Raw genomic sequence first — 17,550 nt, forward strand, 5'->3', positions numbered from 1 at the left:
AGGGCCTTCGAGGAGCGCGTGGCGGCGATCCACGAGGGGACCGAGGACGGGCGGGTGACCGAGGCCGACGTGATGGCCGCGGGCCTGGCGGTGGGCTGAACCCGCCGCGAAGCGAGCAAGCCCCGCCGGATCGGCCGGCGGGGGCCTCACCGCGAGCCCTCGTATCCAGGACCCCCACAATGGACGAAGCCCCCAAGATCACCAGCTCTGACCAGATCGACCGAGATGCCGCGCGCCGGGCGTACGAAGGCGTCAGCATGGACCCCGAGCGGCGGGGCGACCAGGACCGCGAGGATTACGCCGCGACGGTGAACGGCCTGTACGCCGAGCTTTGGCCGCTCGCCGCGACCGATGAGCAGCGGGTGATCCTCGACGCCGAGATGCACCGCTTCCGCGACGGCTACCACCGGCGGGTTACCGCGTTCCACGCCAGCTACTCGCGCGTCGTCTCGACGATGATCGCCGGCCCCCCGAACTTCCCCGTCCGGCAGATGCAGAAGCGGGGGGACGCGGCCCACAACCGGCTGAACGAGCTGATCGACTACCGGAAGAAGGCCGCCGAGGCGGTCCGGCGGAAGGTGCTCGCCGCCCGGCCGGCGGAGGCCGTCGACGCCGAGGCGTGGTCGCGGCTGCAGCGGGACGTCCGCCGGTCCCTGGCGACGATCGCAGGGATCGACGACGGCTCGGAGCGCGGGTACGACCGCTCCGCGTTCACGAACTCGATCGCGGGCAAGGTCGAGCGCCTGGCGAAGGCCGGTGAGGTCCGCCTTGTGGAGCGGGCCGTCGAGCTGGTCCAGGTCTGGCAGGAAGGGAGGGGAGGGCTAAGCCCGCGTTCACGCCGCGGCACAAGGTCTGGACGTTCCCCGCTCTGGCCGGGATCGTCGCCGCCGTCCAGGCCGACCGGCCGGCCGGCGAGCCCGAGACGGTGGGGGAGGTCGAGGGCCTGCGGATCCTCGCGAATCCGCTCCTCGACCGCGTCCAGATCGTGTTCGACGGGATCCCCCCGGCCGACCTGCGGGCGCGGCTGAAGGCGGAAGGATGGAACTGGTCCCGCCGCGAAGGGGCCTGGCAGCGGAAGTTGACCGAGGCGGCCAAGGCCTCGGCGCTGCGGCTGACCGGCGCCGGGAAGGAGGCCGCCGGTGTCTGACGCGATGGACAGGTCCCGCAACGCGAGCCTCGCCGCCGCCGCGTTCGCCCGGAACAAGCCGGGCCTGATGCGGGTCTGGGCGGCGGGGCTGGACTTCCTGGCGTGCGTGCTCGTCGACGACCAGCCCGACGCGTTCGAGTGGCTGAAGAAGGCGTCGTTCCACCTGAAGCAGGCGGCCGACGCGCTGGGCCCGCTGGCCGTGCAGATCGCCGAACCGGGCGAGGAAGGGGGCGAAGGTGATCGGACCGAGTGAGCACGACCCCGCGGCGGATCGGCCGGAGTTCTGCGAGAGCTGCGGGGCGGCGCCCGATGATTGTGCCTGCCCCGAGTGTCCCGTCTGCAAGACGCACGGCGACCCCGCGTGTCGGACGCGCTGCGTCGCCGATGGCACGGCCGCCGTATTGGCCCAGCTCGACGGGATCGCGGAGTTGTGGGGGGACGAGGGGGTGTTCCGGCGTTGTCGCGACGGGCACAGGGAGATCGTCGCTTTCGCGAAGGGAGGGAAGCCTTGAGCAAGCCCATGAAGCCCTGACCGAACCGGAAGTGCCGAATGCTCTCGTCCGAACTCGAATCCATCGAGGGGATGGAGTCGGACGAGGAAGTCCGTCGCGTCTGCAGCAACTGCGGGACGGCCGGCCCGTGGAGCGAGGACGCCGAGGCGGCCGACGACGCCTGGAACGACCTGCCCCGAGACCCCGAGCCGAAGGAGGCCGCGGCGACTTCATGAAACTCCCGCTGCGGATCGTGCCCAACGCCCTGGGCGAACTGGCCGACGTGAAGGACGCCGAAGACCGGAACATCGCGTTCTGCGTCGACCCGGCCGAGGCGGCGCGGCTCGTGGGGTTCGCCAACGGCCGTGACTCGCTCCTGGCCGCGCTGAGGGAGGCCGCAGCCGACGTCGCCGAGCTGCGGCGGCACCTGCGGAAGTTCGCCCAGACGACCGAGTGGCACGACGAGCGGCCCAGGCTGATGAGAGACCCGAACGACCCTATCGAGGAACGAGACCGATGAGCCAGAAGCGATACCGCCGAAAGCCGACCCTTCACGTCGAGATGGGCCGGGAGTTCATGAGCGACGAGCCGTTCGTCCACCTGAAGCTTCGGGCGTTGCTGGTCGTCGCCCGACGCGCGCTGACGTGAGCGTCGCTTTCCCGCAACGCGAGCGACCGCCCGCGCCCGAAGTCCTGGACGCACCGCGGCACGATCGTTACAGTCGCGCCGGATACAGCGCCGGTTATCCCGTGGAAACCGGCGGTTCCGAGGACTGCAAACAACAGGAGACGGGTCCGCTCGATTCGCCGCAAGTCATGAAGGAAGACGATGTTCGCGATTGACCGGGGTGGGGCTCGAACCCACGACCAAGGGATTAACCTACCTCCAGGCGATTCGAGCAAGACCAAATGCAGCAAGGGATTGCGCGTTGGTCCAGGGGGAGCTGCCCACCATTTGCCCACTGACAATCGTCGGGGTGAGATGGACCCCGATCTCGCGGATCTGGTGGATGCATGGCTCTCCCTGCCGACGGCCGTCCGCGCCGGTATCGCGGCGATGGTGCGTGCCTGTCTCGATTAAGGCACCTCGTAGAACTCGATCGAGGTGGGATCGGCGGATCTGGGAGGTCCTGGACGGACCGAGTGAGGAGCTCGCGACCAGGCGGGCTTTCCGCGGATCTGCCGCCGAGCATGGATCGAATGTCGTCGCTCCGAACCGTATTCCGCGATAACGGCCTGGTCGTTATCGCCCAGGGCGGCCGCGACCTGGATCGGTGCGAGGGCGCGGGCGACATAAGTTCAAGGCTGCAAGTCGCTTCGTGACATATAATCGCCTCTCCAAGCGACCGTCGGATGCAGATTCGTCACACAGCCGGAGTTTATCTGAGCCGGTCGCTCGGATCGGACGCACTGCTCCCCCTGTGGCAGCAGATCCGTTCCCGGATACCGGTCTTATCGCGAAATGTAGGCACTTTCTTGCCTCAAGTCGCCTTTCGAGGCCTCACATCTTAGGTTTTGACATGACGGAGGACCCTGCCGTCTCGTCGCCTACCACATCGCCATTCATCGCGCCATGCGAGCCTCACATGAAGTTGACGAAGCAAGGTTGCTTTCGTGGTCCGCGTCGCTCCCGAGGACGAAAGTCCTTAATCCTCCCGGGGGCCGATGCGACGAGCCTGGAGATCCGGTTGCTTCCGGCGGTGATCACGCCGTTCGTGCCACGTTTCTCCGCGAACGCGAGCGGCGACATTCTGTTCGTCGCCAACACGCTCATGACCGCCCCCGCCAGCGACGCCTCCGCGGCGTCCTCGCAGGCCGGCGGCGGGACCAAGCTCAACGACAACGACTTCACGATGGCTTACGTGGACGTCGACGGCGTGAGTGCGACCTTCAACTCCAGCCGGGCGACTCTGGCCTTGCCGGCGGGAGGGTCGGTGTTGTTCGCCGGGTTGTACTGGGGTGCGAATTCGACCTCCGCCAGCCGCACCACGGCCCAGATCCGCGGGCCCGGGGCGAGCAGCTACACCGCGCTGACGGGGATCTCCCTGGGGGCCGATTCCTCGGGCAATTATCAGGCCTTCGCCAACGTCACCAGCCTGGTCCAGGCGGCCGGGGTGGGCACCTATACGGTGGCCAACGTCCAGGCGAACACGGGCGCGGACCGCCATGCGGGTTGGGCGCTCGTGGTGGTCTACGGCGACCCGTCGGCGCCCCCGAGGAATCTCACGGTCTTCGACGGGCTCGCCGTGGTCAACACCTCGTCGACGAGCGCGACCATCTCGATCAGCGGATTCACGGCCCCCCCCACCGGCTCCGTGAACGCCAGCGTCGGCGTCGTGGGCTACGAGGGGGACCTGGGCTTCACGGGCGACGTCATCAAGCTGAACGGGACGACGCTGGCGGATTCCTTGAATCCCGGGAGCAATTTCTTCAACAGCTCCATCACGAACAAAGGCGCGAGGGTCGGCTCCAAGAGTCCCGACTACGTCAACCAACTCGGCTTCGACGCCGACATCGTGAGCACCACCGGCCTGATCGCGAACGGCGCGACCTCGGCGAGCATCTCGCTCGCCACCACCAATGAGACTTATCTGCCGGGCGTCGTGACGACGGCGATCGACCTGTACGCCCCCGTCGTCTCGGCTTCGAAGACGGGCGTCGACCTCAACGGCGGGAGCCTCGAGCCCGGGGACGTCATCGAATATACGGACACGGTCTCGGTCGCCTCGGGGGAGGCGGCCACCGGCTTCGTTCTGTACGACGCCATCCCGGCCAACACCACCTACATCCCGGGCACCCTGGTCATCTCCGCGGGCTCGAACGCGGGCGTGAAGACCGACGGCTCGTCCGACGATCAGGCCGAGTTCGACGCCGCGAACAACCGGGTCGTCTTCCGCCTGGGTTCGGGGGCGACCGCCGCGTCGGGCGGTTCACTCGCCGTCGGTGCGACGTCCACGGTCCGCTTCCGCGTCCGCGTCAACGCCGCGGCGCCCAACGGCGCGGCAATCATCAGCCAGGCGACGGCCGGTTTCGTCGGCCAGAACACCGGGGCGTCCCTCACGGCGACAAGTTCTCAGTCGTCGACGGCCGTGCTCCGCCGGGCCGACCTGGCCCTCGCCCATTCCGTGGACGTCCCCGCGCCGAATGTGCTGGACTACGTCGTCGTGACCACGACCCTGTCGAACGCCGGCCCGTTCGACGGCTCCGGGATCCTCGTCAACGCCGCGCTCCCGGTGGGGCTGCTGTTCGACTCCGTCGTCGCCTCGCAGGGTTCCTACGACCCATCGACGGGCGTCTGGACCGCGGGCTCCCTCGCGACCGGCGCGCAGGCGACGCTCTCCGTCCGGGCCCGAGTCGTCTCGCCGACGACGATCGCGACGACCGCCTCGATCGGCTCCGCGGCGCTGCCCGACCCGGTCTCCACGAACAACAGCGCCTCGGCGACCCTGACGCCGCAGCGGGCCGAGCTGAGCCTGACCAAGACCGTCGACGTCGCCCGGCCGAACGTCGGCCGCCAGGTGGCGTTCACCACGACGTTGACCAATCAAGGGCCCAGCGCCGCGACGAACGTCATGATCTCGGATCTGCTCCCCGCGGGCTTCGCTCTGGACTCGTTCACGGCGGGCCAGGGGTCGTACGACCCGGTCGCCGGCGCTTGGAGCGTCGGGACGCTCGCCTCGGGCGCGTCCGTGACGCTGGTCGTCCGAGCGGACGTGACGCTTCCCGCGCCTTCGCTGGCCACGGCGTCGATCGTCTCGGCGGACCAGTTCGACCCGATCGCCGGCAACAACGCCGGTTCGGCGGCCGTCACCCCGCAGCAGGCCGACCTCGTCGTCGCGACGGGCGTGGACAACCCCCAGCCCAACGTGGGCGAAGTCATCACCTATACGGTGACGGTGACGAACAACGGCCCCGACGCGGCGAGCGGCGTGGCCCTGGCCTCGACGGGCATCCCCGCGGCCGTCCAGCTCCTCTCGGTCAATCTCAGCCAGGGGACCTTCAGCCCGGCCACGAGCACATGGTCGGTGGGCTCGATCCCCGTCGGGGCGACGCAGACGCTCGTGGCCCGCGCCAAGGTCCTCGCCACGAACATCGACCCCCTGATCGTCTCGGTCACGGGCGGCGACCAGTTCGACCCGGTCGCCGGCAACAACACTTCGCGTTCGCCGGTCACCCCGCAGGCGGTCTCCCTCTCGCTCGTCAACGTCGCCAGCGAGACGCGTCCCGACCGCGAGCAGCTGGTCACGTTCACGGTCAGCGTGCGGAACGCCGGCCCCTCCGCCGCGACCAGCGTGCGGATCGGCGACGCGTTGCCGGCGGGGCTCGCTTTCGTGTCGGCGGCGACCGGGCACGGCTCCTATGACCCGATCACGGGCGAGTGGACGGTCGGCACGGTCGCGCCGAACGAGGTGGCCGTCCTGAGCCTGGTCGGCCGCGTCACGTCCCCCACGCCCTCGGTGAGCACGGCGACCATCCTCGGCGTCGACCAGTCCGACGACGTGACCAGCGACAACGAATCCTCGGTGGCGATCATCCCCAAGCAGGCCGACCTGCGGCTGACGCTCGACGGGGACGATCCCACCCCGAACGTCGGAGACGTGGAGACGTTGACGCTCACCCTGAGCAACATGGGGCCGGACACGGCCACGGGGGTCGCGGTCGCAGGGGCGATCAGCGGCGGCGTGACCCTGCTCTCGTTCGTCGCCAGCCAGGGGACGTTCGACCCCCTGACGGGGACGTGGACGGTCGGAACGGTGAACACCTCGACGCCGCAGACGCTGATCCTGCAGGTGCGAGTGGAGTCCGCGGACCCGTTGGGCGGTTCGGCGGCCGTCGTCGCTTCGAACCAGTACGACCCGAACGCCGCGAACGACGGGTTGTCGGTCACGGCGATCCCCCAGCGAGCGGACCTCAGCCTCGCCCAGGCTGTGGACGTCCCGGCCCCCAACGTCGGCGACGTCGTCGCGTTCACGCTGACGATCGCTAACGCCGGGCCGGACGTCGCGACGGGCGTCCGCGTGAATCAGGCGATCCCGGCCGGCTTCGCCTTCGTCTCGGCGACGCCGGGGCAGGGGACCTTCGATCCGGCGACGGGCGACTGGGACGTCGGCGCCCTCGGGGCGTCCGCCTCCCAGGTCCTTCGCATCTGGGCCCGCGTCACCGCTCCCGGTGCGTCGACCGCCCACGCTTCGGTCGTCCGCAGCGACCAGTACGACCCCGACCCTTCGTCGAACGCGGCTTCCGTCTCGGTCACTCCCCAACAATCCAACCTCTCGCTCGCGGCCGCGGTCTCGGACCCCACGCCGAACGTCGGCGACCTCGTCACGTTCACCTTCACGCTCTCCTCGTCGGGGCCGAACGACGCCACCGGGGTCGCGGTGCGCGACCTGCTGAACGCCGGGCTCGAGCTGGAGTCGGCCGTGGCGAGCCTGGGGACTTACGACGCGGCGAGCGCGACCTGGGTCGTCGGCTCGGTCGCGTCCGGGAGCCCCGCCGTCCTCACGCTGGTCGCCCGGGTGACGTCGCCGTCGGCGTTCACCGGCTCGGCCACCATCGTCACTTCGGACCAGTACGACCCCGACGCGGGCGGCAACTCCGCGAGCGTCTCGGGGTCGCCCCAGGTCGTCGACGTGACGGTGGCGAAGACGGTGGACGTGGCCCGGCCCAACGTCGGCGACATCATCGTCCTGAGCACGGTCGTCGCGAACAACGGGCCCTCGGCGGCCGCGGGCCTCCTGATCCGATCGGCCGCGGGGGCCGGGCTGACGATCCTCTCGTCGGAAGTCAGCCAGGGGAGCTACGACCCGGTCACGGGGATCTGGGACCTCGGCTCGGTTGCGGCCTCGGGCGTGCAAGTGCTCCAGGTCACTGCCCGGGTCGTCTCGCCGAATGCGATCGTCAGTTCGGCGAGCGTCGCCGCGCTGGACCAGTACGACTCCGTCCCGGGGAACGCCGCGGCGACCGTCACCCTCACGCCCCAGCGATCGGACGTCGTGATCGATCAAACGGTCGACGTCGCCTCCCCGAACGTCGGCCAGCTCGTCACCTTCACCATCACCGTGAGCGCCTTCGGGCCCGACGCGGCGACCGGCGTCCGGGTGTCCCAAGCCCTGCCGGCCGGCTTCCAGTTCGTGGCCTCGACCGCCAGCTCCGGCGGCTACGACCCGGCCGTCGGCGTCTGGACCGTCGGGACCGTGACGCCCGGCACGCCGCGGACGCTCCAGGTCGTCGCCCGCGTCACGGCACCGGCGACCGCGCCGGTGGTCGCGACGCTGGCGTCCGCGGATCAGTTCGATCCCAACCCGGCCAACAACTCGGCGTCGACCGCCACTGACCCGCAGCAGGCCGACGTGGCCGTCGCCGCCTCGTTCGACGTGAGCCGGCCGAACGTGGGCGACCTCGTCGTGTACACGATCCGGGTCCGCGACGTCGGCCCGTCGGGCGCGACCGGCCTCGTCGTCTCCGCCCCTCTGCCCGCGGGGCTGACGTTCGTCTCCGCCGCGGCCGGCCAGGGGACGTACGACTCGTCGACCGGCCTCTGGGGGCTGGGGGACCTCGCCGCGGGGGCTTTGCAGGTCCTGCACATCACGGCGCGGGTGGACGGGCCGACGGCCATGTCGACATTGGCGAGCGTCGTCGCCGCCGACCAGTTCGACCCGAACGCCGGGAACAACGGGGGGGCCGCGACGCTGACTCCGCAACGTTCCGACCTGTCCCTCGCGTTCGTCTCCGACGCGTCCCGGCCGAACGTGGGACAGGTCGTCACGCTGACGTTGACGCTGGCCAACGCCGGGCCCGATCCCGCCACCGGCGTGGTCGCCTCCATGCCGATCCCCGCCGGCCTGAGCTTCCTGGACGCCGTCGGCCCCGGCGTCTACGACGCGGCCACGGGTGTCTGGAGCCCGGGCGTCGTCGCGCAGGGGGTGCCGGCGGTGCTCACGATCCGGGTCCGCGTCGACGCCCCCTCGTCCCAGGTCCTCACGGCGTCGGTGTCGGCGGCCGTCCAGTACGACCCCTCGTCCGCGAACGACTCCTCGTCGATCGGCCTGACTCCCAGGCAGGCCGACCTCGCGGTCGCCGTCTCGGTGGACCACCCCGCCCCCAACGTGGGCGACCTCGTGACCTTGACCGTCGTCGCGACTAACCTTGGCGCGGACGACGCGACCGGGGTCCGGATCGCCGACGTCCTCCCCGCCGGCCTGGCGTTCGTCTCGTCCAACCCAAGCCAGGGGGTCTATTCCTTCGCATCGGGCGTCTGGGAGGCGGGGCACATCACCCCGGGCGGCGCGGCGGTCCTGACGATCCGGGCCCGGGTCGTCTCGCCCGCCCCATCCGTCGTCACGTCCTCGGTGCTCGGGATGGATCAGTTCGATCCGACCGCGTCGAACGACGTCTCGTCGGCGTCGCTCGCGCCGCAGGCGGCCGACCTCGCCCTGTCCGCCGTCGTCGACGCCGCGACCCCCAACGTGGGCGGCGTCGCGACGGTGACGTTGACCCTTGCCAACGCCGGCCCGGACGCCGCGACCGGCGTCCAGATCGCCTCCGCCGTCCCGGACGGCTATACGCTGGCCGGGGCGGCCCCCAGCATGGGAGACTTCGATCCCGCCACCGGCCGCTGGAACCTCGCGTCCCTCGCGGCCGGGGCGACCGCGACGCTGACCCTGAGCCTGATCGTCTGGACCCCTGGCGCGGCGACGTATTCGGCCTCGATCGTCGCGTCGGCCCAGTACGACGCCGACCGGTCGAACGGCTCGGCGGCCGTGACGATCACGCCGCAGCGATCCGACCTGGCCATCGCGGCCTCGGTGAGCGACCCCGCGCCGAACGTGGGCGACCCCGTCACCTTCACCTTCACGATCAGCAGCGCCGGCCCCGACCTTGCGACCGGCGTGGTCGTCTCCGCGCCGCTGCCGGCCGGGTACGCGTACTCCTCCTCCGCGGCGGGGCAGGGGGCTTATGACTCGGCCACGGGCTTGTGGAGCATCGGAGCCGTCGCCCCGGGCGTGCCGATCACCCTCTCGCTCGTCGCGCTCGTCGCCGACCCGTCCCCGCCCGCCGTCACGGCGACGATCACGGCGGTCGACCAGTACGACCCGATCGCGGGCGACGGATCGGCCTCGGCCTCGGTCTCCCCCCAGCGGGCCGACCTCGGCGTGGCGGTGGTCGTGAGCAACGCGACGCCGAACGTCGGCGAGACGATCGTCTACACCATCTACCTGACCAACACCGGCCCGGACGCCGCGACGAGCATCGTGCTTCGGGACGTCCTCCCCGCCGGCGTCACCTTCGCCCTGGCAGGGCCCGGCACGCAGGATTACGACCCGGCGACCGGGCTGTGGAACGTCGGCTCCTTGCCCGCGGGGGGGCAGATCGTCCTCACGCTGAGCGCAATCGTCGACGACCCCGACGCCACGGTCAACCGCGTCGAGATCGATTCCGTCGACCAATACGACCCGTCCGACGCGAACGACGCGGCCGAGACTTCGACCGAGCCCCAGCAGTCCGAGCTCCGACTCACCGCGGTCGTCGACCAGGCGAGGCCGAACGTCGGGGATACGGTCGTCGTCACGCTCACGCTCGCGAACCTCGGGTTCGACGACGCGACGGGGGTCGTCGTCGACGCTAGCCTCCCCGCCGGCCTGACGCTCGCCTCGGGCCTGCCGGATCATGGCACCTACGACCCCGCGACCGGCTTGTGGTCGCTCGCCGGGCTGTTCGCCGGGTCTTCGGCCACCTTGACCCTCACGGCGGTCGTCTCGGCCCCGGCCGTCTCGCCCTTCGCCGCGTCGATCCAGCGGTCCGACCAGTTCGACCCGAATCTCGCCAACAATTCCGCTTCGCTCCGGGTCTCCCCCCGACAGGCCGACCTCGACGTCTCGGCCGCCGTCAGCTCGACCCGCCCGAACGTCGGCGACCTGATCGTCCTGTCGGTGACCGTCGTCAACCACGGACCCGACGAAGGCACGAACGTGACGGTCTCGAGCCTCCTGCCTCCGGGCCTGACGTTTGTCTCTTCGACGCCGGGCCTCGGCTCCTACGATCCGGTCGGCGGCGAGTGGGCGATCGTCACGCTCGCGGCCGGCGCCTCCGCCACGCTGACGATCACGGCTCGCGTCGATTCGGCGTCGCCCCTCACCGGCGGCGCGTCGATCACGGCCGTCGACCAGTACGACCCGGACCCGAGCGACGTGGCCTCGGTCGTGATCCTGCCGAGATCCTCGGGCTTGACCGTCGCAGCGACCGTCGACGTGGCGACGCCCCGCGTGGGCGATACGGTCGCGATCATGGTGACGCTCACCAACAGCGGCCCCGACGCCGCCACCGGCGTTGCGATCGGCAGCGTCCTGCCCGCCGGGCTGACGCTCGTCTCGGCCGAGCCCAGCCAGGGCGTTTTCGACCCGGCCACGGGCGTCTGGAGCCTGAATGCCGTTGGTGTCGGCACGTCGACCGTCCTGGTCCTGAGGGCGAGGGTCGTCTCGCCGGACCCGGCGGCGGTCGCCGTCTCGGTGGGCGGCTCGGACCAGTACGATCCCGACGCCGCCGACGACTCGGCCTCCGTCGTCATCACGCCGGGCCAGACGAACCTGGCCACGACCCTGGCCGCCGACACGACGGCGCCCGACGTGGGAGAGGTCGTCACGCTGACCGTGACGCTCTCGAACACCGGCCCGGTCGCCACCAGCGGGGCGATCCTGCTGGGGGCCCTCTCGCCCGGCCTGGTCTTCGTGGGCGCCGAGCCGAGCCAGGGCTCGTTCTCGCCGTCGACCGGGACCTGGATCGTCGGCGAGGTCGCCCCCGGCCAGTCCCCGACCATGCAGATCCGCGTGCGTGTCGTTTCTCCCGACGTCCAGTCCGCCACGATCCTCATCGGGGCGGCCGACCAGTACGACCCGAACCCGGCCGACAACTCGGCCTCGATCGCCCTCATCCCCAGGCAGGCCGACCTCTCGCTCATCTCGAGCGTCGACGCGGCCCGCCCGAACGTGGGCGACCTCGTCACCATCACCCTCAGCCTGGTCGCCTCCGGCCCGGACGGGGCCGGCAACGTCCGCGTGGCCAGCCCGCTGCCCTCGGGCCTCGCTTTCGTTTCGTCGAGCGGAGGCGTGGGTTCCTACGACCCCTCCTCCGGGGTCTGGACCGTGGGAGCCGTGACGGTGGGCTCGACTTCCACCCTGCAGATCGTCGCCCGGGTCGTCGACCCGAACGCCTCCGTCGCGACGTCGACGATCCTGCCCACCGGTCGGTACGACCCTGACGCGGCGGACGACGCCGCTTCGGCGACGATCATCCCTCAGCGGGCCGACCTGAGCATCAATGCGACGTCTAACAACCTGACCCCGGACGCCGACGACGTCGTCACCTACACGATCGTCCTGAGCAACAACGGGCCCGACGCGGCGACGGGCGTCGTGGCGACGAACCTGCTCCCTCCCGGCCTCGCTTTCATCTCGGCGACCGCCGTCGACGGATCGTATGACGCGGCCACTTCCACCTGGAACGTGGGCTCCATCGGCGTCGGGGCGAACGCGACCCTGCTGGTCCGAGTGCGGGCCGCTTCCGCAGCCCCCTCGCTCGCGACCGTCTCCGTCATCGCCGCCGACCAGTTCGGAGCGGCGGACGGGGTGAAGGCCTCCGTCGCCGTGCTGCCCCAGCAGTCCGACGTCGCCGTCGCCGTCGCGGTCGACGACGCGACGCCGGACTTGGGCGACGAGGTGGTCCTCACGATCACCGTCCGCAACCAGGGCCCTGACGGCGCTTCGGGCGTGGTCGTCGCGGTCCCGCTCCCGGCGGGCCTGGCTTTCGTCTCGGCCCTGCCGGGCCAGGGCTCGTATGACCCGGCCACCGGCCTCTGGACTCTCGGCTCGCTCCCCTCCTCGGGGACCTCCGTCCTCCGGATCCGGGCGTCGGTCGCGGTTCCCACGGCGTCGACGATCGCGGCCACCCTGGTCGAACTCGATCAGTCCGACCTCGACGGTGGCAACGACGCCGCGACCGTCACCCTGAATCCCACGAGCGTGGGACTCTCGGTCCAGGTGCGAGGGGTGCCGTCCGCCGCCGCCGTGGGCCAACTCGTCACGATTCGCGTGGTGGTCGCAAATTCGGGAGCCAGCCTCGCCACCGGGGTCCACGTCCCCGTCAACATCCCCCCGGGCTTCCGCCTCGTCGCCTCGACGCCCGGCCAGGGCACCCTCGACCCCGCTGCCGGCCTCTGGACCGTGGGGGCTATCCCGACCGGCGGGTCGGCCGAGCTGACGCTGGTGCTGGAGGCCGTCGCCCCGGGCGTCGCGACCATGACCGCCGGGTCGATCCGTTCCGATCAGTACGACGGCGACCCCTCCAACGATTCGTGGTCGGCCTCCGTCACCATTGCGGCCGTCGTCGATCTGCAGGTCCAGATGCGGGGCGTCCCGGCCGGTGCGGCCGTGGGCGACAGGATCACGCTCGAAATCGACCTGTCCAACAGCGGTTCGTCCGCCACCGGCGTCAACCTCCCGGTCTCAATCCCCTCCGGCTTCCGACTGATCTCCGCGAGGCCAGGCCAGGGTTCATTCGACGTCGCGACAGGGCGCTGGGCGCTGGGCACGGTCCCGACCGGGACCTCATCGACCCTGACGCTCGTGCTTGAGGCGGTCATGGCCGGCGAACTGGCGATCGCGGTCGGGCCGGCGCGGGCGGATCAGGCGGACGTCGACGCGTCGAACGACGCGACGTCGGCCGCCTTGACCGTCCGTCCCGTCGCCCAGGAGCCCGCTCCGGCAATGCCGACGGCCGTGCTCCGAGGGGCTGTCTTCACGGACCTCGACGGCGACGGAAATCGGGACCCGGGCGAACCGGGCATTCAGGGCGAGAGCGTCGTCCTGACCGGGACCGACGCGTCCGGCAACCCGCTCACCCGGTCCGTAACGACGGGGGCGGACGGCGAATATCAGTTCGACGAACTTCCCGCCGGCTCATACAGCCTTCTCGTCGCCGGCTTCGGCCTTTCGCTTGTCGGATCGCCCGGCGACCTCGGCGGAACGGCCCAGGGCGGCCGGATCAGCGGAATCTTGTTGACAGACGGGGCCATCGGGGGCGGGTACGGCTTCTTCTCACCAGCACCTCGACAGCCCAGCTCGACCGGGGTGATCTCAGGAACGGTCTACCTGGACCTCGACCGGAACGGCGTTTTCGGCCGCCCCGACTACGGCGTCGCGACGGTCCGCGTGGTCCTCTCCGGCGTCGATGACTCAGGCGCACCGGTCATGCTGGAGACGACGACCGCGGCGGATGGCACGTTCTCCTTCCAGGGATTACTCCCGGGCGTCTACTCGCTGAGCCAGTCCAGCCCCGGATTCCTCCGGAGTTTTCGGACGACCGTCGGGACGGCCGGAGGGACGGTCCGCGGCGATTCGATTCGGGAGATCCGCCTCGAAGCCGAGGACCATGCGACAGGGTACGGATTCGCGACGCTCCCCGCCCCCGGCTGTCGACTCGCTCCGCTCGTCGCCCGACGTTCCAGCCCCGGCTCGCCGGCCGAGCTGGCCCAAACCGGTCGTCCGAGATTCCTCCCCAAAGGCCCGCTCATCCACCGTTTCCTTCCCGGCCTGAGCCAAGCGTCGAGAAATCAGCGGACAGCGATCCATCTGTTCTCCCGACTCGCTACGAGACCCGTCTTTTCCAGATGAGGACTCATGCTTGTTTCAAGAGAGCAGCCATCATCTCACGAGGTGATAACTGTTTGGGCCAGGAGGGAGGACTCATTCATTTTAGGAAGCAACGAAATGCATGAATTTCGGGTGAAATAGACGTTCGCTATAGCGTTGCGGGGGGGGCGAGGCTGTCTTTCTGAGGGCTTGGCCGTCTCTCGGAGACGGCCTTAACCTACCTCAAGACCAGCAAAGCAAGTTGCTATCCACAAAGGGTTTGCGTCTGACGCCCGCTCCCCTTGCCCACCAGTTGCCCACCGACACACGGCAGAGGTACGAGGACCCCGATCTTGCTGCACTGATCGAAGCGTGGCATCGCCTGCCTAAGGCTGTTCGCTCAGGCATTTGCGCTATCGTGCGTGCTTGTGAACATGATTCGGCTTGGGCGCACTGATTAATAGTCAGGCGGCGGATACTTGTAAAACGCTTCGAGTCGGGGAGTTGCAACTTGGTTCGCGTAGGGTTGCCCACCTGTTGCCCATCGACGCCCGTCAGGGGATACCTCCCCTCGACTTGGCAGCTGTGTTCGAAGCCTGGCCCGATCTCCCCGAGGCGATCCGCGCCGGCATCCTGGCCATGGTCGAGGCCACCTGCAAGCAGCGACGCGAGTCATAGGAAGCATCGAATTCCCTTTACCGGTCATATCACGCGGCAATTCCCACCGGGCCAGGCGAATTCGAGCCGGTTACCGGCGATCCGAAGCTTCTGCTACTCAGATCGTCGGCGGAACATCGGCTTGAATGGCCTCGAGCGGTCTACTTCCGCTGGCCGGATGGCTATGACGCCACGGTTCGCATCCTCTGGATCACAGAGCCTGGCCGCATCGGCAAGCATTAGGAACTGGAAGTCTCGGCGGCATTGAGGGATTGAGCTGATACGAGGTGCCTTACGGAAGCGGGAAACGACCCCTGACTCCATCCCGTTGCGTGCAAGGATGGCACCAGAGATAATCGGGCCGCTTCTTTGAGTCCCCATGGCCCGAACCCCCGGAGCGCCATGTCTTTCGCCATTCTGCCCCAGCAGTCGCCGATCGACCTCGGCTACGCCCAGCCGCTTACGTACCGTTTCCCTGCCGGCTATTTCTCCTTCAATTGGGACGCCCAGGAAACCGGGCATATCGTGGAGGGGCCCCACGGCAAGCACATCAGCTTCACCAACAGCGTGTCCCACGCCGACTTGATCCTGCCTGGTGCCACGAGTCCGACGCGATTCCAGATGGCGCAGTTCCACTTCCATTCCTTGAGCGAGCACCGCGTCAACGGCCACCGCTGGCCGCTGGAACTGCACGTCGTCCACACCGCCATCGAGCCCGACCCGTGGAGCTCCGGCAAGGATCGGACGATCTACCTGGTCGTCGGCATCTTCCTCGATCGCCAGAAGGCGGATGGCAAAAAGGATGAGGCCGCCGAAAAGTTCTTCCGCGGCCTGACGGAGCGGCTGGCGGAGAAGGAGGCTGACGACTCCAAAGCCTGGCGTGCGCCCGATCCCGTTCGCCCGCGCGACCTGCTGCCCGCCGATCCCACCGCCTACTGGCGGTACGAAGGCTCGCTCACGTCGAACGTCCACGCCCCTAACGGCGGATACGTAAGCTGGATTGTCCTGGAAGAAGTCAAGCTGATCGACGGCACGGTGCTCGACGATTACATCGCCCGGCTGAAGCACGAGGCCAAGGTGCCGCAGGAACTGGACCGGCGATTCGTGCTGCACAATCCGAAGGCTGGCGGCGCGACGGCTTGAGAGAGGGAGCACGAATGATGCTGTGGGTGGGTTTCACGTCCGACGGCGATGCACTGGATGAGGTCGAGGCGGAAGATGAGGAAGCGGCAAAAGCCGCACTTGCCTCAGGCGAACATGCCGGGCAGTTCGTCTACGCCGTGGAGAAGGATCGGTTTGACGAGCGCTACGCGAGGATGGAAGAGGAGTATACGCGTCGGGAAGACGCTCTATGTCGCCATGAAGCGGCCCATGCCGTTATCGCCCTATCACAAGATCTGGGAATTCGCCGGGTTTCTATGAAGCCTCGGCCGTTCTATTCGGACGGCCGGAAGGACACCCAGTCGACCCATTTCTCCGTGGCAATGACGTTTGTGGAACGCGACTCCCGGCATCCTCATTGGTTTGTAAACACCCGTGCCAGCCTGATCATGGCCGGATGGGCAGCCGAGCGGAAACTCGATGGCAAGCCTGACTGGGAGCGTTTCTGGAACGAGGGCGGAAGCGATGCCATTGAAGCCAAATCCACGGCACTATTGATTTGTGGGTACCCGATGAATCAGAAGTGTAAGGATGGAATGTTCGACTGGGCGGCCGGATTCACAGATGGCATCGTCAATGACCACTGGAGGGGGATTCAGGAGGTCGCCGGATGCCTGAAGCATAATCGCGAAACAACGGGCGAGCAGTTCGAGGGGATTATTCGTGATATGCGATTTACTTATGCGAGGTATCCAAATCTCAAGGATCTCGTCGCTGCGTTGAATCGCCTCAAACAGGCGCGCGACAAGCGGCTTAAGGGATTGGACTGACGTCGGAATCTTAGGGTTTGCGGTGGGTCGTCATCCCCTAAACTACTTGGTGATCTGCCTTAAAGCTCGCAACGCCCTCAAGCTTCTCGATCTACTCGTCCCAAACGAGCGATAACTTGTCCGCAAGAATTTCCAATATTTCATCAAGCTTTGCTTTCATCCTGTCCTTGCCTCCTGGCTCATCGCTTGGTCGCAGCGCGGGAAACCATTCGGCAGCATGAGGCTTGAGAGTCTCGAAGGCCTCTCGGCATCCGAAGATAGGTTGATCTCGCAGTGCAATTGTCTCATTGTACATTTTTATAGATGTATTCGACATTTCCAGCATTCGGTGCTCATCTACTCTGCCTGGATGGGCGTTGATCCAGTCCTTGTCAAAAGTTGACGAATTGTACTTATGTTTATACAATTGTGATTTGACGACCTCTTCTAGGTACAAGAACACGGATTCTCTTTCGATCTCACGACTCCACTCGTTCTCGAAGCCCATCTGGATTTCATGCGTCAGAAAACCGATGCTTTGGATCAGTCTTCTTTTCTCAAGTGATTCCGGTTTGTCTAGGATGTAACCCATAGGCGAATCCAGCATGTCATCCCAAACTCTTTCGTGAGGAATCTGCTCCTGAAGTTCGATGCTGGCGTATGTGTTGAGAAGTGCGACTGCAGCGTTGAGGCGGGCTGAAGCGAAACGTTCTCTGTCCTGCT

Annotated in this window: 9 protein-coding genes; 8 read left to right on the top strand and 1 reads right to left on the bottom strand. The window is 68.2% G+C overall.

The genetic code is table 11. The features are described from left to right. Positions 1 to 179: 179 nt before the first annotated feature. From G6O68_RS30110 to G6O68_RS30140, 8 genes are all read left to right on the top strand, one after another. Entirely contained in the window at positions 180 to 1,028 is an 849-nt protein-coding gene (locus tag G6O68_RS30110) for a hypothetical protein (RefSeq protein WP_165253192.1), read from the top strand. Positions 1,029 to 1,139: 111 nt separating this feature from the next. Continuing rightward, complete coding sequence (locus tag G6O68_RS30115; RefSeq protein ID WP_165253194.1) at positions 1,140 to 1,400, top strand: hypothetical protein; 261 nt, start codon at positions 1,140 to 1,142, stop codon at positions 1,398 to 1,400. A gap of 297 nt (positions 1,401 to 1,697) precedes the next feature. Beyond that, positions 1,698 to 1,874: a hypothetical protein gene (locus G6O68_RS30120; protein WP_165253196.1), complete on the top strand. Its 177-nt coding sequence runs from the start codon at positions 1,698 to 1,700 to the stop codon at positions 1,872 to 1,874. Next, positions 1,871 to 2,158, top strand: coding sequence for a hypothetical protein (locus G6O68_RS30125; protein WP_165253198.1), 288 nt, complete (start codon positions 1,871 to 1,873; stop codon positions 2,156 to 2,158). Before G6O68_RS30120 ends, G6O68_RS30125 begins: the two co-directional genes overlap by 4 nt. Further along, the gene (locus G6O68_RS33400; protein WP_261345623.1) at positions 2,155 to 2,286 is read left to right on the top strand and encodes a hypothetical protein; all 132 of its coding nucleotides are present in this window, start codon (positions 2,155 to 2,157) and stop codon (positions 2,284 to 2,286) included. The genes G6O68_RS30125 and G6O68_RS33400 overlap by 4 nt, the downstream gene beginning before the upstream one ends. 1,039 nt (positions 2,287 to 3,325) lie before the next feature. Then, entirely contained in the window at positions 3,326 to 14,302 is a 10,977-nt protein-coding gene (locus tag G6O68_RS30130) for an SdrD B-like domain-containing protein (RefSeq protein ID WP_165253200.1), read from the top strand. Positions 14,303 to 15,319: 1,017 nt separating this feature from the next. After that, positions 15,320 to 16,060 carry a carbonic anhydrase family protein gene (locus G6O68_RS30135; protein ID WP_165253202.1) on the top strand — a complete coding sequence of 247 codons (741 nt, stop codon included), beginning with the start codon at positions 15,320 to 15,322 and terminating at the stop codon, positions 16,058 to 16,060. Between the two features lie 14 nt (positions 16,061 to 16,074). After that, a complete protein-coding gene (locus tag G6O68_RS30140; RefSeq protein WP_165253204.1) occupies positions 16,075 to 16,848 on the top strand; it encodes a hypothetical protein in 774 nt (257 codons plus the stop codon). 91 nt (positions 16,849 to 16,939) lie between these two features. Here G6O68_RS30140 and G6O68_RS30145 read toward each other — a convergent pair. Then, the coding region (locus tag G6O68_RS30145) for a hypothetical protein (protein WP_165253206.1) at positions 16,940 to 17,550 on the bottom strand (611 nt) is incomplete at its 5' end.

Origin of the sequence: Paludisphaera soli, from assembly GCF_011064595.1 — a bacterium.
Taxonomy (GTDB): domain Bacteria; phylum Planctomycetota; class Planctomycetia; order Isosphaerales; family Isosphaeraceae; genus Paludisphaera; species Paludisphaera soli.

What these genes read in the sequence shown, in the direction of transcription:
- G6O68_RS30110 (WP_165253192.1), top strand. Translation starts at nt 180, where the DNA reads ATGGACGAAGCCCCCAAGATCACCAGCTCTGACCAGATCGACCGAGAT.
- G6O68_RS30120 (WP_165253196.1), top strand. Translation starts at nt 1,698, where the DNA reads ATGCTCTCGTCCGAACTCGAATCCATCGAGGGGATGGAGTCGGACGAG.
- G6O68_RS30125 (WP_165253198.1), top strand. Translation starts at nt 1,871, where the DNA reads ATGAAACTCCCGCTGCGGATCGTGCCCAACGCCCTGGGCGAACTGGCC.
- G6O68_RS33400 (WP_261345623.1), top strand. Translation starts at nt 2,155, where the DNA reads ATGAGCCAGAAGCGATACCGCCGAAAGCCGACCCTTCACGTCGAGATG.
- G6O68_RS30135 (WP_165253202.1), top strand. Translation starts at nt 15,320, where the DNA reads ATGTCTTTCGCCATTCTGCCCCAGCAGTCGCCGATCGACCTCGGCTAC.
- G6O68_RS30140 (WP_165253204.1), top strand. Translation starts at nt 16,075, where the DNA reads ATGATGCTGTGGGTGGGTTTCACGTCCGACGGCGATGCACTGGATGAG.